This is a genomic window from Aquimarina ulvae (genome assembly GCF_053613295.3).
This window is the reverse complement of record NZ_JBSIBP030000008.1, coordinates 95,783-121,690: the sequence shown is the minus strand read 5'-3', so window position 1 is coordinate 121,690 and position 25,908 is coordinate 95,783. Positions and strand designations below refer to the sequence as shown.

The following is a 25,908-nucleotide window of genomic DNA, read 5'->3' as shown; positions in this document are numbered from 1 at the left end:
GGTTATTGTTCTTCTCCTAGATTAGGATCAATTATACCGTCCGATACTACTTTAGCAATGCTTCTGGGAAGTACACACGCATCATCAATATCTCTATTCTGATGGTTCAAAAGCGCATTAAATTTTTTAATAATTAGGTGAGACTGGTCACAATCAGTAGTTTGATTTCTTATGTAATTAGTTTTGGGTTTTTTTGACCTGTTGCTTCTCGTTTCAAATTCTTTGAATTGACATTTTAAGGGCTCAGAATTGTTAAAATAGAAGCGTTCCTCTAGTGTGAGGACGACCGCTACTTTTTGAATTTTATTCTTTCTGTTTTTCTCATAATCCTGATAGGTTACCTTATGAGTGGAAAATTCAAAGAAAAGTTGATCATCCCAGATATAATATTCATCCCAATAAGATACATATCCCTGCGTATATTGATGTATAATATGTTTTAATTCACGACTATTATAATAAAAGGTTAGGCTACCCTTTTCTATAGATTCTTCACAGGTATAATTTGTGTAATATTGTCGTAATGTGTTCGTATCCACAAGCTCTCGAATAAGTAAATATTTACTTTTAATATCTGCTAAAATTTCCTTTTTTTCCTGCGAAAAGGAAATAGTTGATGTTAGGATACAAAGAGACAATATAAAAGTTGGTTTCATTGCAGAGCAATTTACTTAAAAGTTTCTCTTTTGTAAGAATAAGTTATCAACCGTGTAAGATTATATCTGTTAATAACTACGGTTTTACCGTATATTTATTGTTACCTGAAAACATCAATAGTGACAAATGTATTAGTAAGAAGTATGAAAAAGGTGGGGTATGTGTCCGTAACCCACCTTTTTTTAAAAGATTTTGTTTTAGATGTTAACTACTAAAGCACTAAATCGCTTTGATTTCTGAATACTAAATTATTATCAAATTCATCTAATAAAATAATACTTTCGGTAGAAACTTTTCCAGCAAGAATCTCTTTGGATAAAGAATTCAGCACTTCTTTTTGAATAGTTCTTTTTACTGGCCTGGCACCAAACTCTGGTTGAAAACCTTTATTAGCAAGAAAAGCGATAGCTTCATTAGTAGCATCAAGGGTAATGTTTTGCTGTGCTAACATATGAGAAACCTGCTTCAATTGTAGTTTTACAATTTCCTCAATATTAGTCTTTGTTAACGGAGTAAACATAATGATATCATCAATTCTGTTCAAAAATTCCGGACGAACAGCTTGCTTTAGTACTCCCAAGACTTCAATTTTGGCACTTTCCATAGCGGTATCTATATCTTTTACTGCCTCAAATTTTTCTTGTATAATATGACTTCCCATATTACTTGTCATAATAATAATAGTATTCCTAAAGTCCGCTGTTCTACCCTTATTATCTGTTAATCGACCTTCGTCAAGTACTTGTAATAGAATATTAAAAGTGTCCGGATGTGCTTTTTCAATTTCATCAAGTAATACCACCGAATAGGGTCTCCTTCTTACAGCTTCTGTTAATTGACCCCCTTCCTCATATCCAACATATCCCGGTGGCGCACCTACCAGTCGGCTTACGGCGTGTCGTTCTTGATACTCACTCATATCAATTCGGGTCATAGCGCTCTCATCATTAAAAAGATATTCTGCCAATGCTTTTGCTAATTCCGTTTTACCTACACCTGTGGTTCCCAAGAAAAGAAAAGATCCTATAGGTTTTTTCTGATCCTGTAATCCGGCACGACTTCTTCTTACAGCATCACTTACTGCCTGAATTGCTTCTTTTTGTCCTACAACACGCCTTTGTAATTCTTTTTCTAGTACCAAAAGTTTTTCTCGGTCACTTTGTAGCATTTTGGTGACAGGAATTCCTGTCCATTTTGCAACAACTTCGGCAATATCGTCATTGGTAACTTCTTCTTTGATCAATGAAGATTTACTTTGCCGTTGATTGAGTTGCTCTTGTAAGGATTCCAAATTTTCCTGTGCGTCTTTAATCTTTCCGTAACGTAACTCGGCAACTTTTCCGTAATCTCCATTACGTTCAGCTTTTTCTGCTTCTAATTTATATTCTTCAATATTTGTTTTCGTATTTTGTATAGCATCTACGAGTTCTTTTTCACTTTGCCATTTAGAAAAGATTTCGTTTCGTTCTTCTTTGAAATTAGCAAGATCACTATTTAATACTTTTAATTTTGACTCATCGTTTTCACGTTTTATGGCTTCGATTTCAATTTCGAGTTGCATAATTTTGCGATCTAATACATCAAGTTCTTCTGGTTTTGAATTAATTTCCATTCTTAATTTAGAAGCAGCTTCATCCATCAAATCAATTGCTTTATCTGGTAAAAACCGATTGGTGATATATCTTTGAGATAATTCTACAGCAGCAATAATCGCTTCATCTTTAATTCTAACCTTATGATGTGTTTCATATTTTTCTTTTATTCCACGAAGAATAGAAATTGCACTTTCTGTATCTGGTTCATCTACCGTTACTTTTTGAAAACGTCTTTCTAATGCCTTGTCTTTTTCAAAATATTTTTGATATTCATCAAGTGTGGTAGCTCCAATAGCGCGCAACTCTCCACGAGCCAATGCGGGTTTTAAGATATTGGCAGCATCCATGGCACCTTGTCCACCACCTGCACCAACTAACGTATGAATTTCATCTATAAACAAAACAATATTTCCATCGCTGGATGTCACTTCTTTTACGACAGCTTTAAGACGTTCTTCAAATTCTCCTTTAAATTTTGCACCGGCAATAAGAGCGCCCATATCCAACGAATAAATTTGCTTATCACGTAGATTGTCAGGAATATCTCCTGCAATAATACGATGTGCTAAACCTTCAGCAATAGCTGTTTTACCAGTACCAGGTTCTCCCACAAGCATAGGATTGTTCTTGGTACGACGCGATAGAATTTGCAGAATTCTACGAATTTCTTCATCACGACCTATAACAGGATCTAATTTACCGTTTTCTGCAAGTTCATTAAGGTTCTTGGCATATTTGCTCAGTGATTGATATGTTTCTTCTGCACTCTGAGAGGTTACACGTTCCCCTTTTCTAATCTCATTAATTGCTTCTTTAAGATGTTTTTCAGTAACACCTTGATCTTTTAAGATTTGACCAATTTTACTTTTAGATTTAAAAATGGCAATTACCAAGTGTTCGATAGATACAAATTCATCATCCATTTTCTTGGCAACAATGCTAGCTTCATTTAGAGATTTCCCTGCTTCACGCGATAGTTGTATTTCTCCACCACTTACTTTAGGAAAACTTTCCAGCGTACTGTCAAGGACCTGTTGTAATATGGTGAGGTTAACATTAAGCTTCTTTAATAGAAAGGGTAACACATTTTCATCCACATTAAAAATGGCTTTGAAAAAATGTTCATTTTCTATCTGTTGATGGCCATATTCCTGAGCAAGCTGTTGCGCTTGCTGGATCGCCTCTTGTGATTTTATAGTAAAATTATTAAAATTCATAATGTCTTGTTTTACTTTTGAACTATAGAAATCAAATTGTATTCCTACTATAGAAACGCGTCAAAAAGTCAGTACAATCAAGTGTTTTTGCAGACATTTTGGCCTATTGTAAAGTTACAGATTCTATTTCGACAAAACCTGATAATTATCAGTTAATAAAAATCATTTCGTTAAGTTTGTCATGATTTTAAGCATAAGAACGTATGGGATTATTCGGAAATATATTTGGGTCAAGTGATAAAGAACCTAAAGAAGAAAAACAAGCATTGCCTTGGCAAGAGCTGAAGTCATTAGAGCAATTAGCTAAAATTAAGGAAGATTCCAAAATAAAAACACAAGCTATCTTCAAGCACTCTACCCGATGTGGTATTAGCCGGATGGTGATTAGAAACTTTGAAAGTAGTTTTGACCTTTCTGATAATCAGGTGGATTTGTATTATTTAGATCTATTGAGCCATAGAGAGATTTCTTCGGAGATAGCTGCAAGATTTCAGGTATATCACGAATCGCCTCAATTTATTATAGTTCGGAATGGGGTAGCTGTACACCATGCTTCTCATAGTGCTATTACGCCACAGGTTTTGCATCAGTTTATATAATAGTAGTTTGGAAGGGGAATAAATTAGTATACAGAAAAGAGACCCATAAAATTTCAGAGAAAAACCAATTTTTGATTGATCAAACAAAGCACTGATGAACAACTGATCTCTTTTTTATTTCTAGATAAGCATTCAGTAATTAAACGTTCCAATCAGTATTACAATAAATATTATAGATACTTGGCTTAATTAAGTAGATTTGTTATTCTTATAAGACCACTACCGATTATCTTTTGAGACAAACAAAATATTATTTGAACTCATATATCCGCGTTTTTCATCTTAATTTTAATGAAAAATAGCGATATGAGTAAGAAAGATGTATATCACAACGAAGCGTTGGATAAATTAAAGAAATTAGCAGAATCAATTGATTTTGCAATGCTAGGAACCAATTTAAATGAACACCCTATACATATGGTTCCGATGAGTACCAAAAAAGTGGATAAAGGAGGGACTATTTGGTTTTTAAGTGGAAAAGATAGTGATCATAACCAACACATTATAAGAGATGCAAAGGTGCATTTGATTTATTCGAACCCTAAAAGTTTCGAGTTTTTGAATGTATATGGAGAAGCTTCTATTCATACAGAACAACATATTTTGAATGAATTGTATGGAAGTGGTGATGATGCCTGGTTCGATGGAGTTGAAGACCCTAACCTAACTGCGATCGCAGTGAAAACTACCGATGCATTTTATTGGGATAGTAAAAACTCTGTATTAGTTTCACTTGTTAAAATGGGTGTAAGTGCTATTACTGGTAATGAGCCTGATGTAAGTGAATACGGAGAATTGAAAGTATAATGCATTAGCAGTTTGAAAAAGTACGTTCATACATTTATTCGTGAATCAAAATCAATAACCCATATATTAACCTTCAAATAAGGGTATTATTATTCTTTAATAAGGTTTGTGTAATCAAAAATTAGATTTTTTGAAGAGAATTCTATTAATTTTCGATGTAAGAATGAATAAAGGTAAAATAGAAAAAAATCTAAAGCACTGTTAGTTAGGTTTTTATAGATTTTTATTCGTGCCTTTAATTACATAAAGCTCAGAAAAATAATAATAGATCAATTAAAAATCGATAAATCCAAAAAAAGGGGTCACCTTTGCAACTTAAATTTTTAATTATAATACAATGAATAAAGGAACAGTAAAATTCTTCAACGAAGCTAAAGGTTTTGGTTTTATTACTGAAGAAGGTGTGAACAAGGATCATTTTGTACACATTTCTGGATTAGTAGACGAGGTGATGGAAGGTGATGAGGTTGAATTCGATCTTCAAGAAGGAAACAAAGGATTAAACGCAGTGAACGTAAAAGTTATTTAATACATACATATACTTTCAAAGTTTAATGAAAATCCCGCCATTAATGGCGGGATTTTTTTATGCTTTTGTTTTAGATTCGATGGCCGCAATGGAGTTATAGCACATGCAATACTTTTATTCTTTGATTGTCTTGAAATCATTATACACTAAAAAGATGGGTGTTTTTAGACAATAAATTTTAGCCAGAAATGCGGATCTATGTTTCCTGTACACCAGAGCAAAACCCTTTACCAAAATAATTTTCAGTATTCATTAAGTAGGATTACTTATCTACCCAGCGATGAGCCGAAATAGAATAAGTTTTCTGAAAAATAGGATTAATCAGGTTGTATTATTGAAACCTGTATCGAGAAATAATACTCTTTAATTTATTTTTTAAATCCTGTCCGGAATCATATACCATTTGCTCATTCGTAGGAAACTGAACTGCTTGCAATCCCAGGTAACGAATTAAATCATCATCTAATGCACGTTTGTCGCCATTATAGTTTGCATATACATGTTCAAAAACGTGTGTACTTGATAGTGGAAAAGCATCCAGTAATTGTTTTGTATTGAGGTCTCTATACTGGACGTTACCGATTACTTGTGCTTCTTTGAATTGTATAAATTCATAGTATTCGCATCGCACGCTTACCATTTTATCTACCTTTATTTTTTCGCCTTCTTCATCTCTTACAAATTCATCATTTTCATCTAATAGATATTCCCAGCCATCTTTAATCAACTTTTCTTTTTCTAATTGTCGCTCTCGTACTTGCTCTGGAGAAATATTTATTTCTCTGAAAGATACTTCCATTTGGTAATCATATTTTACCAAGCGCTGAGGTTCATTATGATAGACTGTCCAAAGATCATTTAATCCGTAGGTACTAAAATTTAATAGATCATCCTCTAATCTTCTGGGGATAATTATATTGGTTTGGTTCTTCATAGTCACCTTTACAAAGTCAGTCCCTTTAAAATGTGCTTCTTCGATTAAATCCTTCGTTTTTTTATAGCCAGGATTGATTTTGTTTAAATACTCTAAGTCATTATAAACAGTACGGTAGTCTGTTTTTCTTCTCGCATTAGAAAGTAGCGACTTTGCATTACTATATAAATAGGTAGACAGTTTTTCTTTGGTGTCTAGAACTCTTTCGTCATAATTGTTAAAAGCAAAATTTGCGTTACGTCCTTGTTCTACGTGATAAAGCGGTAGTAAAGGGCGGATGCGTTCTTGTCTTTTTTTTAGAGTGTTATAGCTATTATATATACGTTCTAAGTTTGCTGGGTTTCCTTCTTTTTCAAGAAATGCGATTGCATTCATATCGCGTTTTACGGCTTTAGCAAAAGCTTCTTCTAAGATCAGGATATAATCTTGTCTTCCTTTTTTGTTTTTATTTCCTCGTAGTTTACTTATAGAGGTGTTAATCGCCTGATCGTAGTTTCCAGTATTAAGTGCAGTAAAAGTTTTTTTCTTACTACTACAAGATATGGTAAATACAACGGCTAGAAATAAAAGTAAAATTCTTTTCATAGTATAATAGATTTGGGGTACTTGAATTCAATTTTAGTGCCAAAAGGTAACAAAAAAACCTCAAAAGTGATTATTTCGAGGTTTTTTATATACAATAATAAACATGTGGTTTATTATTTATTAATACTCTTGTTCATTTTAAATCCATTTTCCATTCAGGTCTTGAAACTATTATTTCTAGGGGATGTGAGTGTTTCTAAGTGTTATTTCTTAAATACAGGTAGTAATTTCGTTGAGACTTCGCCAAAACCTATTCTAACTCCATTTTTTTCGCAATGGCCTCTCATAATAACAGTATCATTATCCTCGATGAATTTACGGCTACCACCTTCCTGTAGTTGTACTGGTTTTTCTCCTCTCCAACTCAATTCCAACATCGATCCGTACGAGTCAGGAGTTGGACCTGATATAGTACCGCTACCCATCATATCGCCAGAATTTACAGGACATCCGTTTATAGTATGATGTGCCAATTGCTGAGACATATTCCAGTACATGTGTTTAAAATTACTTTTAGAAACAATCGTTTCTTTTGCTTTTTCGGGTTTTATGGCAACTTCCAGATTAATATCATAACTTTTCTTACCCTTATATTGAAGGTATGGTAACTGTTCCTTTAATGGTTTTGGTCCAGCCACTCGATATGGTTCTAGGGCGTCTAATGTAACAATCCAAGGAGATACAGAGGACGCAAAATTTTTGGCTAAAAAAGGACCCAACGGCACATATTCCCATTTCTGAATATCCCTTGCACTCCAGTCATTAAATAATACCAAACCAAAAATATAATCTTCAGCCTCTTCTATTGGAATAGGTTCTCCCAAGTGATTAGCATCGGTAGTAATAAACGCCATCTCTAATTCGAAATCCACTAACCTAGATGGTCCAAAAATCGGCTTTTCTGTACCATTAATTAATTTCTGACCTTGTGGACGATGTACCGGAATACCAGACGGAATTATTGAGCTACTGCGCCCGTGGTACCCTACAGGTATGTGTAACCAGTTAGGAAGCAATGCATTATCAGGATCTCTAAACATAGTCCCTACATTGGTCGCATGTTCGATACTACTGTAGAAATCTGTATAATCACCAACAGTAACAGGTAATTGCATTTCGATTTCATCTAGTGTAAATAATACTATTTGGCAATGTTCTTTGTTATTTTTTAGTGCATCGTTTTCTGCATCAAAAATTTCTGCAATTCGATTACGTACAAGTCTCCAGGTTTTTTTTCCATCTGAAATGAAGTCATTAAGAGAATCTTGTAAAAAGATATCATCAGTTAAAGGAATTCCTTGAAAATAGCCAAGTTGATGCAGTGCTCCCAGGTCAATAGCTGTATCTCCAATTCTTGTTCCTATGGTAATTACATCATCTCTGGTAAGAAATACTCCAAAAGGAATATTTTGAATTGGGAAATCAGTATGGGCAGGAGTTTTGATCCAGGTTTTTCTATTTGGGTTATTTGCTGTTATGGGCATTATCTTTTTTTTAATGAGTTGTTGGTCGTTCTTGTCACCAAATATATAATTTTAGAATGTTTTACATATTTTATTTATGTGAAAGTTAATTAAAAAATGTGATATTTTTAATTGTGAAGAAAATGTTCATATTTATTAATATTCCGTGAACTTAATTTATGGAATGTTCCTATTTTTGAAAATCTATTTTATAAATATAACAACATGCAACGCGACGAACAGATTTTTGATTTAATTCAGGACGAAAAAGAGCGTCAGATTAATGGATTAGAATTAATCGCTTCAGAAAATTTTGTAAGTGAACAGGTAATGGAAGCTGCCGGTTCTGTACTAACCAATAAATATGCAGAGGGGTACCCCGGCAAACGTTATTATGGAGGATGTTCTGTGGTAGATGTGGTCGAACAAATTGCCATTGATCGTGCTAAAGAATTGTTTGGAGCTGAGTATGCTAATGTTCAGCCACATTCAGGATCGCAGGCAAATACTGCCGTATATCACGCATGTTTAAAGCCAGGAGATAAAATACTAGGTTTTGACCTATCTCACGGAGGACATCTAACACATGGATCACCAGTTAATTTTTCTGGAAGGTTATACAATCCTGTTTTTTATGGAGTAGAAAAGGAGACAGGAAGATTAAACTATGATAAAATTCAGGAAATTGCCAATGCAGAGAAACCTCAATTGATTATCGCAGGAGCATCAGCATATTCTAGAGAAATAGATTACAAAAGATTTAGAGAAATCGCAGATAGTGTAGGGGCTATTTTATTGGCAGATATAGCACATCCTGCTGGTTTAATTGCTAAAGGAATTATTGCAGATCCTGTTCCTTATTGTCACGTAGTAACTACTACTACTCATAAAACATTAAGAGGTCCAAGAGGTGGCTTGATTATTATGGGTAAAGATTTTGAAAATCCTTTTGGTATCACATTAAAGAGTGGCAAAAAACGCATGATGTCTTCTTTGTTAGATAGTGCGGTATTTCCTGGAAATCAAGGAGGTCCGTTAGAGCATATTATAGCAGCTAAGGCCATTGCGTTTGGAGAAGCTTTGACAGACGAATTTTTACATTATATAATTCAGGTAAAGAAAAATGCTGCTACCATGGCAGAAGCATTTGTGAATAAAGGATATGAAGTTATTTCTAGAGGGACTGATAATCATATGATGCTGATTGACCTCAGGAACAAAAATGTAACTGGAAAACAAGCTGAAGAGGCGCTGGGAGTAGCTGAGATCACGGTAAATAAGAATATGGTTCCGTTTGATGATAAATCACCGTTTGTAACTTCTGGGATTCGTATTGGTACAGCAGCTGTCACCACACGTGGATTGAAGGAAGATGCAATGATAGAAATCGTAGAATTAATTGATAGAGTAGTTCAGAACATAGATGATCAAAATGAATTGCATACTATTGCGAATGATGTAAATGCTATGATGGCAGACAAGCCATTGTTTGTTGTATAAATTTATTTTTATATACGAAATTTTACAGTGCGCAACGATTTTCAAGTTGCGCATTGTTATTTTTAGGAACACCTTTGTGAAAAACAACTATTTGTGATATAAAGTACTTGATGTTTTCTTTAACATGAAAAACAAGATTAGGGCGGATATTAAACATATCAAGATATATTTTAACCATTGTAATTCGCAAAATATAGAGGTACCATATCCATGCTTTTATCTACTAGTTATCAAACATTAAAACTAAATGGAAATCTGGAGTATTGTATGAATCGGATTAGGAGTTCTAACTTATTTAATCCATACCAAGATTCAATTCATCAAATTAAGGTCTAATTCTCTAAAAATAAAGGCGGAAGTTGTAGAATACCAACGGGAAAAGGGTCCCATAAGAAGTGATTATACACAACTGAATTACCCCTACGTGAAAATTGATTTGTAAAACGGAGGCTATACTATAAGAAAAGTAAGATATGCGGATAGCTCAAGTAAATCCTTTAAAATAGGGGAAATTATTTATGTTTTCTGGAATGATAAAGAGTTATTGCATTAGAACACCTTTGATCGAAGTCGGAAAAAGTATCTTCCTGAAAAAAGAAATTTCTTAACTTAACTTAACTTTTGACAAGTGAAATGGAAAATAAAAACGATTTGGTAACAATACCTATTTGATATAGGAAGTTTGCTTTTAACCTAAAGGTTGTTGTTTATTTGGCTAAGAGCTTGACCGAACAGGTTAGATTTTCTACTCCCGCACTACGCATAATTAGAAAGTAAGCATGTATTAGAAAGTAAAAAGTCTTATATTTAATATTCTAGTAACGGTAACAAGTTTCAATCTGACTCGTCATGCCGTTTTAAGTTAAAAAACATGAAAAATCAAATTCTAACATTACTTGTACTAGTAGCACTTAGCGCCTGTAACTACGCAACTAAATCCACTACAAACCAACCCACTCTAGCTGATTATAAAGTAGGTGAGAAATGGGTTTGGAAATACAAAGGTGTAACGACGGAAGGAGAAGTGCGTTCGGATGGAAAAGATACAAGAGAAATAATCAGTAATGATGGGGTTTTAGGTATGACAATTGGTAAGGACACCATTCCCGTTATCGAAATCGTTAAACCAGAAGAAAGCGAAACACCTAAGTACGACTGGCCTCTTGAAGTGGGTAAAAAGTGGAAATATGAAAACAATTGGACAAGTCAGGATGGAACAACTGGAAACCAAAGTCAAGATGCCGAAGTACTATCATACCAAGAAGAAACAGTGGAAGCTGGAACATTTATGGCCTACACGATTAAATATACTGGTAAAACTACTAATTCCAGAGGATACAGTTCAAATGAAAAGGAAGTTTGGCTGTATGCACCTGAAATAAAAAATTTTATAAAACTTACTCAGAATCAAGGTGATTTTTTATACGTAGAGGAATTAATAGAATATTCAAAACCAGAATAAGTCGAAATAATTTCAAACAAAAAAATGAAATAAAAAATAAATGCTTAAAAAGGTGTATAGACAATTGATCATTCTATACGTACTCACAAAATTCTACGGATTTTCATCTGATTCGTTTGCATTCGCTAACTTATTTTTAGCAACGCAATAGCCTTTTTTCATAAACTTTTTCTCGGAGAAGGAATATACGTAACCATGGAAGTTGAAAACATAGACAAATTTTATACAGACAAAAAAAAAGGAATCGAAATCAAAGTGGATAGAAGAAATGAACTTTGGGGAGAAAGACACTTCACAATTGAAGTGTTCAATAGAATAGGAATTGATATCGTAATTTATACGCAACCAATTGAAAATTAACAAACAAAGTATAAAAGTGTCTACATTGTAGATCAATCTCTATATTACTAACACAAATGAAAAAATTAAAATTACTACTAGTTTCGACTGTACTTATTTCTTGTAATAACTCGTATAAAGAAAATCAACTTAGTAAAGAAAATGAAACTACGAACCCTAAATTAAAACAGCAGGAAAAAGTAGAAATAAAACCGCAGAATATCAATACGTTTATTCCAGATGGATATGAAATTGTTGCATCTGGAAATGAATTAAATAAAATCAAGTCCGACTTAAATGAAGATGGTATTGCTGATTATGTTATTTTATTAGCAAGTGGAAAAAATAACAAAGATTATTCAAATTCTAAAAATATTAAGCTTACAATCTTCGAAGGGCAAAGTGATGGGACTTACACAGTAAAAGGTCAAACAGGAAATTTGACATCTTCATTCTTGCATACAAACCCCAAAAGAAGAATACATGTTGAAAATTATGTAATTAGCCTAAAACATCAATCAATGAGGCACGATTATGAATTAAAATTTAGACATGAAAATAAGTATCAAAACTATATGTTGATTGGATCTGAGTATAATAATTACGGAAACGCGATGCAAAATGGCGCTGGAAATATAAGTACAAACTTTCTTTCCAGAAAAAGAGTTTCTACAATAAATGGAAAGAAAACTACCAAGGTGAATGAAGCACCAAAACTAATTTCAGCAATTAACGACCATAATATATACAGATTGATTAGTGAACAATGAGGTTGCCGATAAAGCCTAAGTAAATGATAATAATAGAAAAGGATCCTGTGATTTCTCTTTTTGTAAAAGAGATATTTCTTAAAGCATTCTTTTAAGCCATTTGATTAACGGTATTTTTTTCATTAGAATCATAATCTATCAGGATCTTTCAAATATCCTTTTCTAACCGGAGTAGTACATGAAATGGTCCGTAAGAGTATTTTGTTTCACCTTGATCATTTTTATAAGTAACGCTATAAATACTACGATCCGATACTAATGAATCAGAAGTTATTCTCTCAAATAGTCTAAAACTAGTGGGTGATGATTTTGTTTTTGGGTCGCTCCAACAATTTTTATATCCTTCTAAGTATTGCTTTACACCTTTTATTTCGCCACCATTACCAGATATCCTAATCATTTCTTTACTATGAATAGATTCAAATAGCAAAAAGTCTAACGCTTCGTAAGACTCAGAGAAGTTACCATACATGTCTTGATTGATTTTTTGGTGAAGTTCTTCTTCCTTAGCTGATAAAAATTTATACAACTAATAATCAAAATTGCAACGATTTTTTTGGTTACTGATCTCACACTATTTTATGATATAGCACACAATTTACTAATCTTTTATCATTCAATAATTTTGGATGTTTAAAAGTTTTTACTTTCTTCATACCGATCTTTTTCATGATCAATTCAGACTTGATATTAACAGCAGGAGCGACAGAATATATGTCATTCAAGCCAATTGTACGAAAGCCAAAATCGAGACATGCTTTGGCACCTTCGGTTGCAAATCCTAAATTCCAAACACTTTTTTTTAAACGCCATCCAATATCTACAAACGTAGATTTATTTACTAAATATGCCTGTTCAGAAAGTCCTATAAAACCAATAAATGTTTTAGATTCCAGGATGTCCACAGCAAAATAACAGAAACCATATTTTGCATATTGTTCCTGCATTCTAAGTATAAACTCTTTGGTTTCAACTTCAGAAGGTTTGTATGGAAAAAACTCCATAACATCATCATCATCATTCATTGCTGCCATAGGGGCTAAGTCATCAAGTGTCCAGTTGCGAAAACCGAGTCTTTTAGACTTAAAAATGTACTTACTCATTTTAGTTTTCGAAATTAATTCTAAAGAAAGTTATTATTATGGTTAACATTTAAAAGAAAAACTAGCAGGAAGCTGAATTAGCTCAAATATACAAGATTGAATTGTTATTTTTGAAACTCAAAACTTCTAATTGCGATTTTATAATTTGAAGCAAGAGTAGTGCATTTGGATTTTAAAATATTGGAATAAAAATTGATGAAATTACAAGAAATATGAATTCATGATAAAGTTAGAAAAAAGTGTTTGGACATACCTGGCTATTGTATTAATTATGACCTTTGTCATACAACTTTTTGTAATTAGTAATGGTGGAGAAGACTATCGATTTTTTCAACTTTTTATTGGTTTTTCTATGTTTTTACCGAGTCTAGGAGCAGTATTTTATTTAATCAAGACCAAAAAGGGATTACGATATATAAATTGGAGAATAGGGAAACCAAGACATATCTTATATAGTTTATTACTACCATCTATCATAACCTTATTAAGTGTCTTGTTTTTTGAAAAAATTGGCTGGGGAGTTAATAACGCATATTCATTTACACACGGTAAGGTAAATGCAATTGAAATTCCCTTATTTTTAGGAAGCGAGATACAGAGCATTCCTTTTTTTATTTTTAATTTTATAGTATCTGGGATTGGTTTTTCTTTAATCACCAGTTTGCTAACGATAGGAGAGGAGATAGGCTGGAGAGGTTTTCTTCAGAAAAGATTGTTAGAAAAGAATAATACACTCAAGTCTTTACTGTTTTTAGGACTCGTTTGGGGTTTTTGGCATTTTCCGCTTATAGTAAATGGGTTTAATTATCCTGAATACCCAATATGGGGCGCATTCTTCCTATTTCCGTTTATGGCTGTGTTTATATCTTTTTTTATGGGATGGTTAACCATAAACTCTAAGAGTTTTTGGCCTGCTGTTTTTGCACACGGAGGAATTAATTCTATTATGGTCGTGTTGTTTGAAATGGATTTTGGCGAACATAAGTTTAAAGCAAATTTTGCTATTTTAGGAATATGGGTCGTTATCGGACTTTTATCGTATCTTTTGATATCTGACAAACGTAAAATAAATAAGCAAACTACCATTCATAATGAACTATAAATGATAAGATGAGAAAAATTTTATTAATTATTTTGTTATTTCAATGTGTCGTATATGGTCAACATAAAAAATACACTTCGTTGTCAAATGCTTTACTGTTTTCTGAGGAAGTAAAATGGCTGGATATTGATTGTATAGGGTTGAATGATTTTCCTACTGGAATAGCAAAATTATCAAATTTAGAATTGTTATATCTAACCAGTTGTAATATAAATGAGATTCCGAATGAAATTATGAAGTTGTCAAAACTGACGCTTCTTAATTTAGAACATAATACTATTAATTCGTTACCAGACGAATTTGGCAGGTTGGATAAATTATCTGTACTAAACCCCAGAGGAAACAAACTAGAAATATTGCCAGAAGTATTAGGAAGTTTATCAAGCCTTCGGGAAATTGATTTGGCAGAAAACCCTGAACTTAAATTTTTACAAGCGGGTACTGTTTTATCAAAAATTAAAAAGTTGGATTTTTTATACCTAAGTGGTAATGATTTAAAAGAAATCCCTGAGTCATTTTCTAAACTTGAAAAGCTTCAGGAGTTGCACTTAGACCATAACCCCCAACTGGATTGGAAGCAAGCATTCAATATACTATCAGAAATAAAATCCCTTAAAATTTTGGTTTTATCGGATAATGATCTTCGAGTAATTACAGAAAACATTGGTCTGCTAAAGCATCTAGAAGGATTGGTGTTGGATAATAATCCAAATCTGTTAATTACTGATTTGGCAGAGAAATTAGAACTCTTGCCGGACTTAAAGATTTTATTACTAAGAGAGAATAACCTGCAAAAACTACCCGAAAATCTAAACGGATTTTCATTCCTTAAGGTAGTAGAATTAAGCAAGAATAATTTTCCGGAAGAAGAAAAGCAACGAGTTAGAAAGAAATTGCCTAATACCAAGATAATTTTCTAATGCTATAAAATTTATTTCAGAAATCCACTCAGTAAAATTCCAATCGTACAAGTTATCCCTAATATTGAACCTAATAGCATACTTAGAACAATTCTTTTTGTTTTACTGATTTTTTTTAGAATCACTTTAGATAGTGCTAATTGACCTAAAAAAATAGGGATGGCATATATTAGAAAGATTATCCAGACATAGGGTTCTGTAGTCCAACTAAAACTATAATTAGCTTCATCAATAAAGAATAGAAATAAGGTTATAAGAACCGAACTTACTCCCAGAATGAGTAGTTCGTTATTTTTGGAAATGATGAGTTTCATAATATTATATTTTTAATTATAATGGATTAATTATCATCCATTTCAAAAACGACACTCTCGTAGGCACCAATATCTGGTGCTGTAGCATTTCTAGGGGTTCCTAAAATATCATTTCCAGAAGTTGAGGTAGTTGCTTGCCCATTGGCTGCAGAATCCTCTCCAATATTTAGCATATTGTCAAAAGGAACCTTAAAATCAGGATCTTCGTTTAAAATAATATTTTCGTACAGACTGGAATTAGTAAAATCATATAATGGTTCATCAGAAAATTGCCCATTAAAGTCATTAAAACGAATTAAACAGTTTTGAAAATTATAATTAAAAATAGTTCCTTCAGCGCTATTAATTCCCAGTTCCAGGTTTTCATTTCCATAAATAATGCAATTGGTAAAATTAGCTTCTAACAAGTCGGTAGCAAGAATTTCAGTAATAGTACCACCGTCATCTCTAACAATAAAAATGTTGTCGATAGCAACTGATGGAGTTTCTCTAAAACTCGTATTCCAGTAATTGGCAAAAGTGGAGTGGTTAAAATTATAAGTCCCTCCAAAAGATGCATATAAAGATGATATTCCGGAGTTATTGATTACCACATTTTCACCAGAAATATTTGCAGTTCGCGCTAATATACCGTAGGCAGAACTATTATAAATCTGAGAATTTGTTATAGTTAGTGTAGGTTCAGTACCTCCATCATTAGAATCCATCAAAATACCTACGGTAGCATTTTTAATAGTAGCATGATTAAATACATGACCCGTACTTCCTGCTGTGAGCCAAATTAATCCCCATTGACCTGGAATATCACTAAAACCAGGTTCTAATCGGTCACTCTCAAAAATCACCTCATTTTCTAAAACATCTGGATCAGTACTTATTTCTCCGTTGACTAATAAAGTAGCATTATTAGCAGCAATAATCCCGGACCCATCGTGAAAATGTATTCTGGCACCTGCTTCGATAGTTAACGTTCTATCTGGAGGAATAGCTGCAAATCCATATATCACATAGGGTTTTTCTGCTGTAAAATCGAGTTCATCATCTTCCAAGAAGAATCCTTCAATCCGAATCTCTTCCATATTATCATCTATCCCTAGAAGTAGTGTTTCTACCATTCCATCATCATCTCTAGACGGAAACAGAAATACCGCATCTTTAACCAGCGTAACCAGATCTACATCCTGTTGATTACCGGTTGGGTCAAATAGTATTCTATCAGTATATAAAAATTCTAAATCACCTGTTTGTTGTGTAATATCAGTAGTGGTTTCTACGAAAACAAAAATACTGTCTTTTGCAAGTACTTGTACATTTTCAAAAGATTTACCAGCGATACCATCTACATTTAGACGATAGTTAGAAGTTTCACCGCGCTCTAAAGCGATGCTCGGTATAGTAAGGTCGTTATCTGTACGGTTATATACTTTAAAACTATACGTGCTTGATCCGATATTAGAAAAAATGGTATCCAGAAATAAAGTATCTATCGAGAATTGTAAATTACCCGTACTTGGATCTGCCTCAAAATCTTTACGACAGGAACTCCATAAAACTATAATTACAAGTAAGATAAGAGAGGATAAGTAACGCATTGTTTGGTTGCTATTTTATTAAAATAAGGTAATACATTTTACAAAAGAATAAAATCTTTTTAAAAAAGTACATATGAAGGACTAAATGTATAACTTTTTAATCAGTACTATTATTGCTTTTTTCAAAAAAATTTGACAACTGCATCCTTTCTGTAAGAAGCAAAACATTTGTACCTTTGTTGTTCTAAATTAATATGCCAACATAACATTCTCTTATGAGTACATATGATGTAGCCGTAATTGGCTCTGGACCTGGTGGATACGTTGCAGCTATCCGTTGCGCACAACTAGGTATGAAAACTGCAATAATCGAAAAATATTCCACACTTGGTGGAACTTGCCTTAATGTGGGGTGTATTCCTAGTAAAGCTTTACTGGATTCTTCTCATCATTATGAACATGCTGTAAAACACTTTTCGGATCACGGAATTGAAATTCCTGGAGATATAAAGGTCAATCTGGAAAAAATGATTGCTCGTAAACAAACAGTAGTGGATCAAACCTGTGATGGAGTTAGTTTTTTAATGAAGAAGAATAAAATTGATGTCTTTGAAGGTATCGGTTCTTTTAAAGATGCAACGCATATCAATGTGAAAAAAAATGACGACTCAGAGGAAACCATTGAGGCAAAAAATATCATTATTGCCACGGGATCCAAACCTTCTTCATTACCATTTATTACTATCGATAAAAAAAGAGTCATTACTTCGACTGAAGCATTAAAACTAAAGGAAATACCAAAACACCTTGTCATTATTGGCGGAGGAGTCATTGGATTAGAATTAGGACAAGTATACCGTCGTTTAGGAGCTGAAGTTTCTGTAGTAGAATTTATGGATAGAATTATTCCCGGAATGGACAAGGCGTTGTCCCGAGAATTACAAAAGGTAATGAAAAAACAAGGTGTAAAGTTTTATACTTCTCATAAAGTAACTGCAGTAAAAACAACAGCAAAGCAGGTAACGATTACAGCAGATGACAAGAAAGGAAATCCTGTTGAGTTTAAAGGAGATTACTGTTTGGTGTCTGTAGGACGTCGTCCGTATACAGATGGATTAAATGCAGAGGCTGTGGGAGTGAAACTAACGGAAAGAGGACAAATAGAAGTTAATGATCACTTACAAACTTCTGTTAGTACTATTTATGCAATTGGTGATGTTGTCAAAGGCGCTATGCTGGCTCATAAAGCCGAGGAAGAAGGTGTTTTTGTAGCAGAAACATTAGCGCAACAAAAACCACATATTGATTATAATCTGATTCCGGGTGTAGTATATACCTGGCCAGAAGTAGCGGCAGTAGGTAAAACTGAGGAAGAACTGAAAGAAGCCGGAGTAAAATATAAATCAGGCCAATTTCCGTTTAGAGCATTAGGAAGATCAAGAGCCAGTTCAGATTTGGATGGTTTTGTGAAAATACTTGCTGATGAAAAAACTGATGAAATATTAGGAGTACATATGATAGGAGCTCGTTGTGCTGATTTAATAGCAGAAGCAGTAACCGCAATGGAATTTAGAGCCTCTGCAGAAGATATTAGCAGAATGTCTCATGCACATCCAACATTTACAGAAGCTATAAAGGAAGCTGCATTGGCAGCAACAGAAAATAGAGCGTTACACGTATAAGTAATCAATATACAAACAAGGCGAAAAAAAATAGCGAACTAAAATTTAGTTCGCTATTTTTTTATAATATTTTAGTTTTACTGAACGTTACTTCCAATATTACCTTGTGCAACTACAGTCGCTAAATCATCAGGACTTAAATGAACATTGATGTAACCATCATAGGCTATTAAACCTTCATAGCTAATGGCATCTCCAGCAACATCACCATCAGCATCAAATGTGGTAACCGTAGTTGAACTAAGTCCTGTGTCACCATCGACGTTAATTAATGTAATTGCGATTCCTCCTCCGGTAGCGGCATCGTTCATATGAATATGCATTGGGTGATCACCACCTGCAGCAGTTCCAGTAAGTGCTATGTCTATTTGTGTTGTTGTATTATTTATCTTTATAAATTTTGCAGTACCCGATACACCCGAGTCTCCAATCTCATTTAGAGTATAGGTAGTAAAAACTTCTGCGATAGCATCGTCATCATCACCACAGTTAGTAAATAAAAATGGTGCGATTAGTAGTAAGAACATTGTTTTTTTCATAATTGTTAGTTTTAAAAGTTAGTGTTAGTATTACTATTAAATAAGATACTAACTTCTGTTAATGGTTGCGCTTCTAAATCATAATGTTTTGTTAACAATTATATGATACGTTGTTTAGGATACTTAAATGTTTCCTAGACGGTTAAGAACTTCTGGTTTATAGTTTCTACTTATTGGTATTGATTTGTTCTTCAGGATTAGTTCTTCATTAGAAAACGAATCTATTCTTTTTATAGCTATAATAAAGGAACGATGTGTTCTCAAAAATTGTTGAACTGGTAGTTTAGTTTCAATATTACTAATGGTTTCTCTGGTAACAATAGTTTCGTTGTTACAATGAATTTTTAAATAATCATTATAGCTTTCTATATAGATTATTTCAGAGAAATCTACCTTTTTCATCCTTCTGTCTGAACGTACAAAAATGAAATCATTTATGTTGGTTTCTGTCGTATCTATTGGTAACACTCTATGGTGTATTTCGAAGTAATTGTTGATCGCATTTAAAAGCCTTTCAAATGAAATAGGTTTTAATAAATAATCCACTGCGTGCAGATCAAAACCATCTATTGCATATTCTCTATAAGCTGTTGTAAAAATGATTTTAATATCTTTATTAATAGCTTTAGCGAATGAAATTCCGGATATTTTGGGCATATTGATATCTAGGAATATTAGGTCAATCTGTTGAGAACTTATACAGTTAAAAGCTTGTAGTGCGTTGTTATAAATTCCAACGATCTCAATATGATCAATTTTTGCTAAATGATCAGCAATAATATCCCTTGCTGTAGGTTCATCATCAACTATAATACAAGATACTTTAGAGCTCATAGGTATGCGTTTTTAGATTTCTAAGGGTTAACTCTACAATGTGCCAGTTTTTTTGAGTCCCAATGGTAAGATCGTAATTATTTTTATACACTAATGATAGTCGTTTTTTAATATTGCTTAATCCAATACCGTGTGTGCTTTCTACCTTCGGATTTGTATTTTGAATTGAGTTTTTAATCATAAAAAATAATTGGTTTTCTTTACATTGAAGGTGTATGTTTATCGATAATTTTTGACCAACTATTTGACCATGTTTAAAGCTGTTTTCCACAAAAGGGATCAATAACATTGGAGCTATCTGCGTAGTTTCGTAAACGTTTTCAAAATGTAATGAGATATCAAGAACATCACTAAAACGCATTTTTTCTAGAGCCACATAATCTTTGATGTGATTTATTTCTTGTTGTAAAGAGACCCAAGGTTTGTCTGATTGATACAAAAGATAATCTAATAAGTTCGATAGTTTTAATATCATTTCTGGAGTATCTTCTGATTTTTTTAAAGCAAACCCATATAAAGTATTTAGAGTATTGAACAAAAAGTGTGGATGTATTTGCATCCTCAGGTAATTCAGTTCTTGTTCTTTGAGTTTTAATTGAGCTTCCAGAATTTTAGTTCTAAGTTCCTGATTCGCTGTAGTCGATTTATAATTATGTTGGGCAAGATTTAACGCACTTGCAATAAAAACAATAAAATAGACCGCTATAAATAAGAAAAAAGGACTTCTGGTCATTGGAGCCATTCCTTCATATGTCAACGAGGATAAAAAAATCAGACCATAAAAAAATGAAATAATAATAAAGAAGGCCGAAACAATTACAGTATATATACAATAGAGTATAAAAAGCGCATACTTTTCTTTGATTAAATATTTTGGAATTAAGATATCCGTGACTGTATATGTGGTTCCGATAGTTACGGGCATTAGAAATAAAGAAAAGGAAAAAGCATACTCCATGTTCTCCGAATTATATCCAAAAAAATAGCTATAACTAACCAATACAACAACCCAAAAAATTAGGTGTAATAAAATAGCAGCTATTTTTTTTAGAATAAATTTTTTAGAAACCATATCAGATCAAATATCCGTATTTTTTATTTTTTACCTGCGATTTTTGGACGAATAACGGGATTAAAGCTTTTTTTAGCAGTATAGCGCTTATATTTACCATAATGTGTGTTGATATGGTTAAAAACATTGTGGATAGGGTAAGTGAACGAAAAAAAAAGGTTACAGATGTTTTGGTAGCTAGTTTTGGATATGTTCAATTCTAAAAAATATCAATTATGATAACATCAATTATGATCCAATCTCAGAATCCGTTTATTTTTGTTCAATTTTTCCAAAGACTAGAGGAAGGGGGAGCATTTTTTATGTACCCCATTTTTATGATGCTTCTCCTTGTACTATTCCTAATTGTAAGAGCTGTAATCTCTATTAAAAATAATGATCAAGGATTACAAAAGAATATTAAGCTTTTAAACGCTGTTGGCCTTTTAACGTTGGTTTGGGGGATGCTAGGGCAACTAATTGGTGTTGTTGGTATGTTTGATCAAATGGAATCAATTGGTGAAATTTCTCCAACTATGTTTGCTGGCGGCCTTAAAGTTTCTGCACTCCCACCAATTTTTGGTTTTGCCGTTTTCATCATTTCTAGAGTAGCGTCTATAGTTTTTACCTGGCTTAGTAAAGAGTTGTAATATGATAAAGATTCTGGTGTTTGTTAAGTTTTTTTTAAAAAATTACTGTTTAGAAGAAATAATTTATTTCTGATATAATTACTTTATTAAAAATTGACAAAAGAAATGCTACTCAGCAATTCGTTATATACAACTAATGGGTATTATTTTTTTTCTTATAACAAAATAGAGAATAAATAAATTTTTCAGGTATATCTAAACTTCTTAGGGTAGGGTGTGTCTTCGTTTGATAGAATAAAAATCAAGAATATGATTAATGAAGTAATGAAGTAATGAAAATTCAGGGTTTTTATTGTATTTTCTGTAAGGTTGACAAATCTGAGCGACTATACTTGCCTATGAAGAAAGCGTTCCCGTTACTCGTTATTATTGTGTTAGCAAGTTGTGCTACAGATGACCAAATTTTATTTGATCCTGATGCTGAAAGAAATCCACCTGTAATTACCAGCGCTGAGGTCTTTGCTGATACTAATTTATGTGAGGAAGCTAAAGATTTATACGCTAGATTACTCACGTTAACACAAAATGGAATTGCTTTTGGCCAACAAGAACCCTTTGGTACTGGTAATAGTTTTCCTTTGCCAAATGAACTTGATGAAAACTTTATTGAAGTAGCCAATGATTACCCAGCCATAGCTGGTTTTGATCTCGAATGGATAGGTCTTCAAAGTTATGCCACCATTGACGCATTTATAGAGAAGTTCACAACGGCAGTAGTAGATGCGCATCAAAATGGAAGTATAATTACGATGAGTTGGCACACAGTAAATCCGAGTACGAGATCAGATGATTTAAATGGTGTGGTTCCTGAAATGCTTGAAAATGGAGCGTATAGAGATACTTTTTTAGAATATTTAAAAAGAGTAGCAACACTGTTTAAAAATTTAAAAGATGAAGACGGAAAACCAATCCCTGTATTATTCAGACCTTGGCACGAGATGAATGGGAGTTTTTTTTATTGGGGTGAAGGTTTTAGAACGACAGAAGAGTATAAACAACTTTATAGAGATACAGTTACAATTCTATCAGAAGATTTTGATGTGCACAATGTGATTTATGTGTATTCACCTAACTGGGTTTCTTCTTCTTCAGAATATTTGAGAAATTATCCAGGAGATGCTTATGTAGATATGTTAGGTGTGGATGTATATGATTTTAAGAATGGGAATTTTTTAGAAAATGCTTTAAGGAATTTACGGATTGTAGAGGATATTGCCACGGAGAAAAATATGCTTTTTGCTCTAACAGAAACCGGACTAGAAAATGTTACACAAGATAATTGGTGGACAGAAAGTCTTTATAAAGCAATAAGAAGTAGTAGTGCGACTTATGTTTTAATCTGGAGGAATGATACATCTTCTTTTTTTCACGCTCCATTTTTGGGACATTCATCAGTTAACAATTATAGAGAATTTTTATCCAAAGATATTATTTTACTCAGCCAAGATATTCAGTAGATTCAGATTATTATACCTGAAATACACATATCCGTGATATAAACAAGTTTAAACGTATTAAGGATTTTAAGACAGTTAAAAATATCTGGTTCTTTTTAATAAAGTTTCATTGAATAACACAGAGTTATACTCTATTAAAACAAAAGGATTTAATTATTTTTTATGTGTTCCATCACAATAGGGAGGAGTGCTCGTTAATTTACATGTACATAAAAAGGCTTTCTTTTCTTCTTCTACAGAAAAAATCATAGGAACTCCACCTTCTTTCTTGTGAGCACCGTTACAAAAAGGTTGGTCTTCACTATACCCACAACTACACCAGGCATAATTTTTATTTTTTTCTAACTCAATACCTATGGGGTCATTTCCTGCTCTTTTCTGTTCGCTCATAATTTGTATATTTTGAAGTTCTAAAGTACTATAAAAAGCATTTAGATTGAAACCAAATTGAGATACACTATATAGAAGAAATTTTACTTCCTCTATATTCTAGCCTGATAAGTATAGAGGTCAAAATATCTACCTTTTGCGGCGATCAATTCCTCATGAGTTCCTCGTTCTGCAATATTTCCAGATTCTATTACCAAAATCTGATCCGCTTTTTTAATAGTACTTAATCGATGTGCAATGACAAAAGTGGTACGTCCTTTCATTAATTCACTCAAACTTTTTTGTATCAAAGCTTCACTTTCTGTATCGAGATTGGAGGTTGCTTCATCCAAGATAATAATTTTTGGATCTGCAAGAATCGCACGGGCAATAGCAATTCGCTGTCTCTGCCCTCCAGATAGCTTCACACCGCGTTCGCCTATTAAGGTGTCTAGTCCATCATCAAAACGATCTGTAAATTCATTTACGTAAGCGGCTTTTACCGCTTGTTGCAGTTGTTCTTCTTTGGCATCAGGTCTCGGAAATAATATATTCTCTTTAATAGTTCCCTCAAATAAAAATTCATCCTGTAAGACGACGCCAAGGTTACGTCGGTAACTGCTTAGGTTAACTTTTGAGATATTGTGACTATCAATAGTGATCAGACCTGATTCAGGATTCAGGAAAGTGGCAGATAATCCGGCAATTGTAGATTTACCAGAACCAGAACTTCCCACCAAAGCGGTAACGCTTCCTGAAGGAGCTCTAAAACTTATGTTATGCAATACCTCTTTCCCTTTTTCATAAGAGAACGATACATTATCAAAGATAATATCACCTTTAATGTCTTCTAATTCAATATTTCGGTTCATTGGGTCTTCTTCTGGATCGAGGTTCATTAGCTCTTCGGTACGATCCAGTCCGGCGAGTGCTTCTGTCAATTGACTACCTATGTTACTCATTTGTACAATAGGAGCGATCATAAATGCAAGTACCATAGTAAAAAATAAGAAGTCTCCTGTAGTCATCGGGTCTATATCTTGCATCATATAATACCCTCCAATTCCCATAATTCCGGTTGAGGCTATACCTGCCAATAAAAAGGTAGAAGAACTAGTCATAAGAGCAGTAGCGGTAAGACTCTTTTTTACATTTTGATATAAACGATCTACACCTTCTTCAAAAACTTTACTTTCTTGTTCTTCTGCACCAAATCCTTTAATAACTCGTATTCCAGAGAGGGTTTCTGTTAGTCTTCCTTGTACTTCTGCATTGATAACACCTCTTTTTCTAAAAATTGGGCGGATGTACTTAAATGCTTTTAATGCGATTAACCCAAATAACGAAACCGGAACCAATACGAACAATGTCATTAAGGGGTTTATGTAGATCAAAATAACTAAAGAAATGATCGCAGTAAACGTACCTCCCACTAATTGTACTAATCCAGTACCTATTAAATTACGAACCCCTTCTACATCTCTCATTATTCGGGAAACCAACGCACCAGATTTAGTATTGTCAAAAAAACTGATAGGTAATGAAAGCACTTTTTTCTGAACCTGAGCGCGTAATTCAGAAATCAAAAACTGTGCCTGTACGCTTAGTATTCTTGTCAATAAAAATGAAGTGGTTGCTTGTATTAAAATAGCAATTCCTACCATCACTAACAGTTCATAAAGTTGTTCAAAATCTTTATTAGGAACTACTTCATCCAACAAAACCTTACTTTTCCAGGGTAATACAAATCCAGCTATTCTTCCTAAGATTATCAAAATTAAACCTATAAATACTAGGTTTCGTCTTGGCCATATAATCGTTTTGAAGGCTTGTAAAATAGTTACTTTGGATTTCTTTTTATCGTTTACTGTATTGTTGTTTTGAAATTGTCGCATAGT

General features: G+C 33.1%; 25 protein-coding genes. 12 read left to right on the top strand and 13 right to left on the bottom strand.

Going from position 1 to position 25,908, the window contains the following annotated elements:
- Positions 1-2 precede the first annotated feature (2 nt).
- Together ACWGOQ_RS17095 and clpB are read right to left on the bottom strand one after the other, a co-directional pair.
- Complete coding sequence (locus ACWGOQ_RS17095; protein ID WP_452059370.1) at positions 3-656, bottom strand: hypothetical protein; 654 nt, start codon at positions 654-656, stop codon at positions 3-5.
- 212 nt (positions 657-868) lie between these two features.
- The gene (clpB, locus tag ACWGOQ_RS17090) at positions 869-3,469 is read right to left on the bottom strand and encodes an ATP-dependent chaperone ClpB (protein WP_452059369.1); all 2,601 of its coding nucleotides are present in this window, start codon (positions 3,467-3,469) and stop codon (positions 869-871) included.
- 203 nt (positions 3,470-3,672) lie between these two features.
- Between clpB and ytxJ the strand changes: the two genes are divergently transcribed.
- The 3 genes from ytxJ to ACWGOQ_RS17075 all read left to right on the top strand — a co-directional run bounded on the left by ytxJ (position 3,673) and on the right by ACWGOQ_RS17075 (position 5,404).
- Entirely contained in the window at positions 3,673-4,068 is a 396-nt protein-coding gene (gene ytxJ / locus ACWGOQ_RS17085) for a bacillithiol system redox-active protein YtxJ (RefSeq protein WP_452059368.1), read from the top strand.
- 306 nt (positions 4,069-4,374) lie between these two features.
- Positions 4,375-4,875 (top strand): pyridoxamine 5'-phosphate oxidase family protein, encoded by a 501-nt coding sequence (locus ACWGOQ_RS17080; RefSeq protein ID WP_452059367.1) that lies wholly within the window; start codon positions 4,375-4,377, stop codon positions 4,873-4,875.
- Between the two features lie 337 nt (positions 4,876-5,212).
- Positions 5,213-5,404: a cold-shock protein gene (locus tag ACWGOQ_RS17075; protein ID WP_452059366.1), complete on the top strand. Its 192-nt coding sequence runs from the start codon at positions 5,213-5,215 to the stop codon at positions 5,402-5,404.
- A gap of 331 nt (positions 5,405-5,735) precedes the next feature.
- Here the strand turns inward: ACWGOQ_RS17075 and ACWGOQ_RS17070 are convergent, their stop codons facing one another.
- Both ACWGOQ_RS17070 and fahA read right to left on the bottom strand, forming a co-directional pair.
- The gene (locus tag ACWGOQ_RS17070; protein ID WP_452059365.1) at positions 5,736-6,923 is read right to left on the bottom strand and encodes a hypothetical protein; all 1,188 of its coding nucleotides are present in this window, start codon (positions 6,921-6,923) and stop codon (positions 5,736-5,738) included.
- Between the two features lie 203 nt (positions 6,924-7,126).
- On the bottom strand, positions 7,127-8,407 hold the full coding sequence (fahA, locus tag ACWGOQ_RS17065) for a fumarylacetoacetase (RefSeq protein WP_452059364.1): 1,281 nt from the start codon (positions 8,405-8,407) through the stop codon (positions 7,127-7,129).
- A gap of 204 nt (positions 8,408-8,611) precedes the next feature.
- On the opposite strand from fahA, the gene glyA reads away from it, so the two are divergent.
- From glyA to ACWGOQ_RS17045, 4 genes are all read left to right on the top strand, one after another.
- Positions 8,612-9,886 (top strand): serine hydroxymethyltransferase, encoded by a 1,275-nt coding sequence (glyA, locus tag ACWGOQ_RS17060; RefSeq protein ID WP_452059363.1) that lies wholly within the window; start codon positions 8,612-8,614, stop codon positions 9,884-9,886.
- Between the two features lie 871 nt (positions 9,887-10,757).
- Positions 10,758-11,348 (top strand): hypothetical protein, encoded by a 591-nt coding sequence (locus ACWGOQ_RS17055; RefSeq protein WP_452059362.1) that lies wholly within the window; start codon positions 10,758-10,760, stop codon positions 11,346-11,348.
- 195 nt (positions 11,349-11,543) lie between these two features.
- Positions 11,544-11,708 (top strand): VOC family protein, encoded by a 165-nt coding sequence (locus ACWGOQ_RS17050; protein ID WP_452059361.1) that lies wholly within the window; start codon positions 11,544-11,546, stop codon positions 11,706-11,708.
- Positions 11,709-11,764: 56 nt separating this feature from the next.
- On the top strand, positions 11,765-12,457 hold the full coding sequence (locus ACWGOQ_RS17045) for a hypothetical protein (protein ID WP_452059360.1): 693 nt from the start codon (positions 11,765-11,767) through the stop codon (positions 12,455-12,457).
- Positions 12,458-12,605: 148 nt separating this feature from the next.
- Here ACWGOQ_RS17045 and ACWGOQ_RS17040 read toward each other — a convergent pair whose 3' ends face one another.
- The gene (locus ACWGOQ_RS17040) at positions 12,606-12,986 is read right to left on the bottom strand and encodes a hypothetical protein (protein WP_452059359.1); all 381 of its coding nucleotides are present in this window, start codon (positions 12,984-12,986) and stop codon (positions 12,606-12,608) included.
- 40 nt (positions 12,987-13,026) lie between these two features.
- A complete protein-coding gene (locus tag ACWGOQ_RS17035) occupies positions 13,027-13,560 on the bottom strand; it encodes a GNAT family N-acetyltransferase (protein WP_452059358.1) in 534 nt (177 codons plus the stop codon).
- A gap of 220 nt (positions 13,561-13,780) precedes the next feature.
- On the opposite strand from ACWGOQ_RS17035, the gene ACWGOQ_RS17030 reads away from it, so the two are divergent.
- Both ACWGOQ_RS17030 and ACWGOQ_RS17025 read left to right on the top strand, forming a co-directional pair.
- A complete protein-coding gene (locus ACWGOQ_RS17030) occupies positions 13,781-14,662 on the top strand; it encodes a CPBP family intramembrane glutamic endopeptidase (protein WP_452059357.1) in 882 nt (293 codons plus the stop codon).
- Positions 14,663-14,670: 8 nt separating this feature from the next.
- Positions 14,671-15,582: a leucine-rich repeat domain-containing protein gene (locus ACWGOQ_RS17025; protein WP_452059356.1), complete on the top strand. Its 912-nt coding sequence runs from the start codon at positions 14,671-14,673 to the stop codon at positions 15,580-15,582.
- Positions 15,583-15,593: 11 nt separating this feature from the next.
- Here ACWGOQ_RS17025 and ACWGOQ_RS17020 read toward each other — a convergent pair whose 3' ends face one another.
- The gene (locus ACWGOQ_RS17020; RefSeq protein WP_452059355.1) at positions 15,594-15,896 is read right to left on the bottom strand and encodes a hypothetical protein; all 303 of its coding nucleotides are present in this window, start codon (positions 15,894-15,896) and stop codon (positions 15,594-15,596) included.
- 26 nt (positions 15,897-15,922) lie between these two features.
- Positions 15,923-17,488, bottom strand: coding sequence for a right-handed parallel beta-helix repeat-containing protein (locus ACWGOQ_RS17015; RefSeq protein ID WP_452059354.1), 1,566 nt, complete (start codon positions 17,486-17,488; stop codon positions 15,923-15,925).
- A 215-nt stretch (positions 17,489-17,703) separates the two neighbouring features.
- On the opposite strand from ACWGOQ_RS17015, the gene lpdA reads away from it, so the two are divergent.
- Positions 17,704-19,110, top strand: coding sequence for a dihydrolipoyl dehydrogenase (gene lpdA / locus ACWGOQ_RS17010; protein WP_452059353.1), 1,407 nt, complete (start codon positions 17,704-17,706; stop codon positions 19,108-19,110).
- 77 nt (positions 19,111-19,187) lie between these two features.
- On the opposite strand, the gene ACWGOQ_RS17005 is transcribed toward lpdA, so the two are convergent.
- The 3 genes from ACWGOQ_RS17005 to ACWGOQ_RS16995 all read right to left on the bottom strand — a co-directional run bounded on the left by ACWGOQ_RS17005 (position 19,188) and on the right by ACWGOQ_RS16995 (position 21,441).
- Positions 19,188-19,649, bottom strand: a complete 462-nt coding sequence (locus ACWGOQ_RS17005) for a CHRD domain-containing protein (RefSeq protein WP_452059352.1) — start codon at positions 19,647-19,649, stop codon at positions 19,188-19,190.
- Between the two features lie 123 nt (positions 19,650-19,772).
- Positions 19,773-20,483, bottom strand: coding sequence for a LytR/AlgR family response regulator transcription factor (locus tag ACWGOQ_RS17000; RefSeq protein WP_452059351.1), 711 nt, complete (start codon positions 20,481-20,483; stop codon positions 19,773-19,775).
- Positions 20,473-21,441, bottom strand: coding sequence for a sensor histidine kinase (locus ACWGOQ_RS16995; protein WP_452059350.1), 969 nt, complete (start codon positions 21,439-21,441; stop codon positions 20,473-20,475). The genes ACWGOQ_RS17000 and ACWGOQ_RS16995 overlap by 11 nt, the downstream gene beginning before the upstream one ends.
- A 329-nt stretch (positions 21,442-21,770) precedes the next feature.
- Here ACWGOQ_RS16995 and ACWGOQ_RS16990 point away from each other — a divergent pair, with 329 nt between their 5' ends.
- Positions 21,771-22,184 (top strand): MotA/TolQ/ExbB proton channel family protein, encoded by a 414-nt coding sequence (locus ACWGOQ_RS16990; RefSeq protein ID WP_452059349.1) that lies wholly within the window; start codon positions 21,771-21,773, stop codon positions 22,182-22,184.
- Between the two features lie 338 nt (positions 22,185-22,522).
- Entirely contained in the window at positions 22,523-23,641 is a 1,119-nt protein-coding gene (locus ACWGOQ_RS16985; RefSeq protein ID WP_452059348.1) for a glycoside hydrolase family 26 protein, read from the top strand.
- A 153-nt stretch (positions 23,642-23,794) separates the two neighbouring features.
- Here the strand turns inward: ACWGOQ_RS16985 and ACWGOQ_RS16980 are convergent, their stop codons facing one another.
- Entirely contained in the window at positions 23,795-24,031 is a 237-nt protein-coding gene (locus tag ACWGOQ_RS16980; RefSeq protein ID WP_452059347.1) for a CDGSH iron-sulfur domain-containing protein, read from the bottom strand.
- 92 nt (positions 24,032-24,123) lie between these two features.
- Positions 24,124-25,905, bottom strand: coding sequence for an ABC transporter ATP-binding protein (locus ACWGOQ_RS16975; protein ID WP_452059346.1), 1,782 nt, complete (start codon positions 25,903-25,905; stop codon positions 24,124-24,126).
- Positions 25,906-25,908 lie beyond the last annotated feature (3 nt).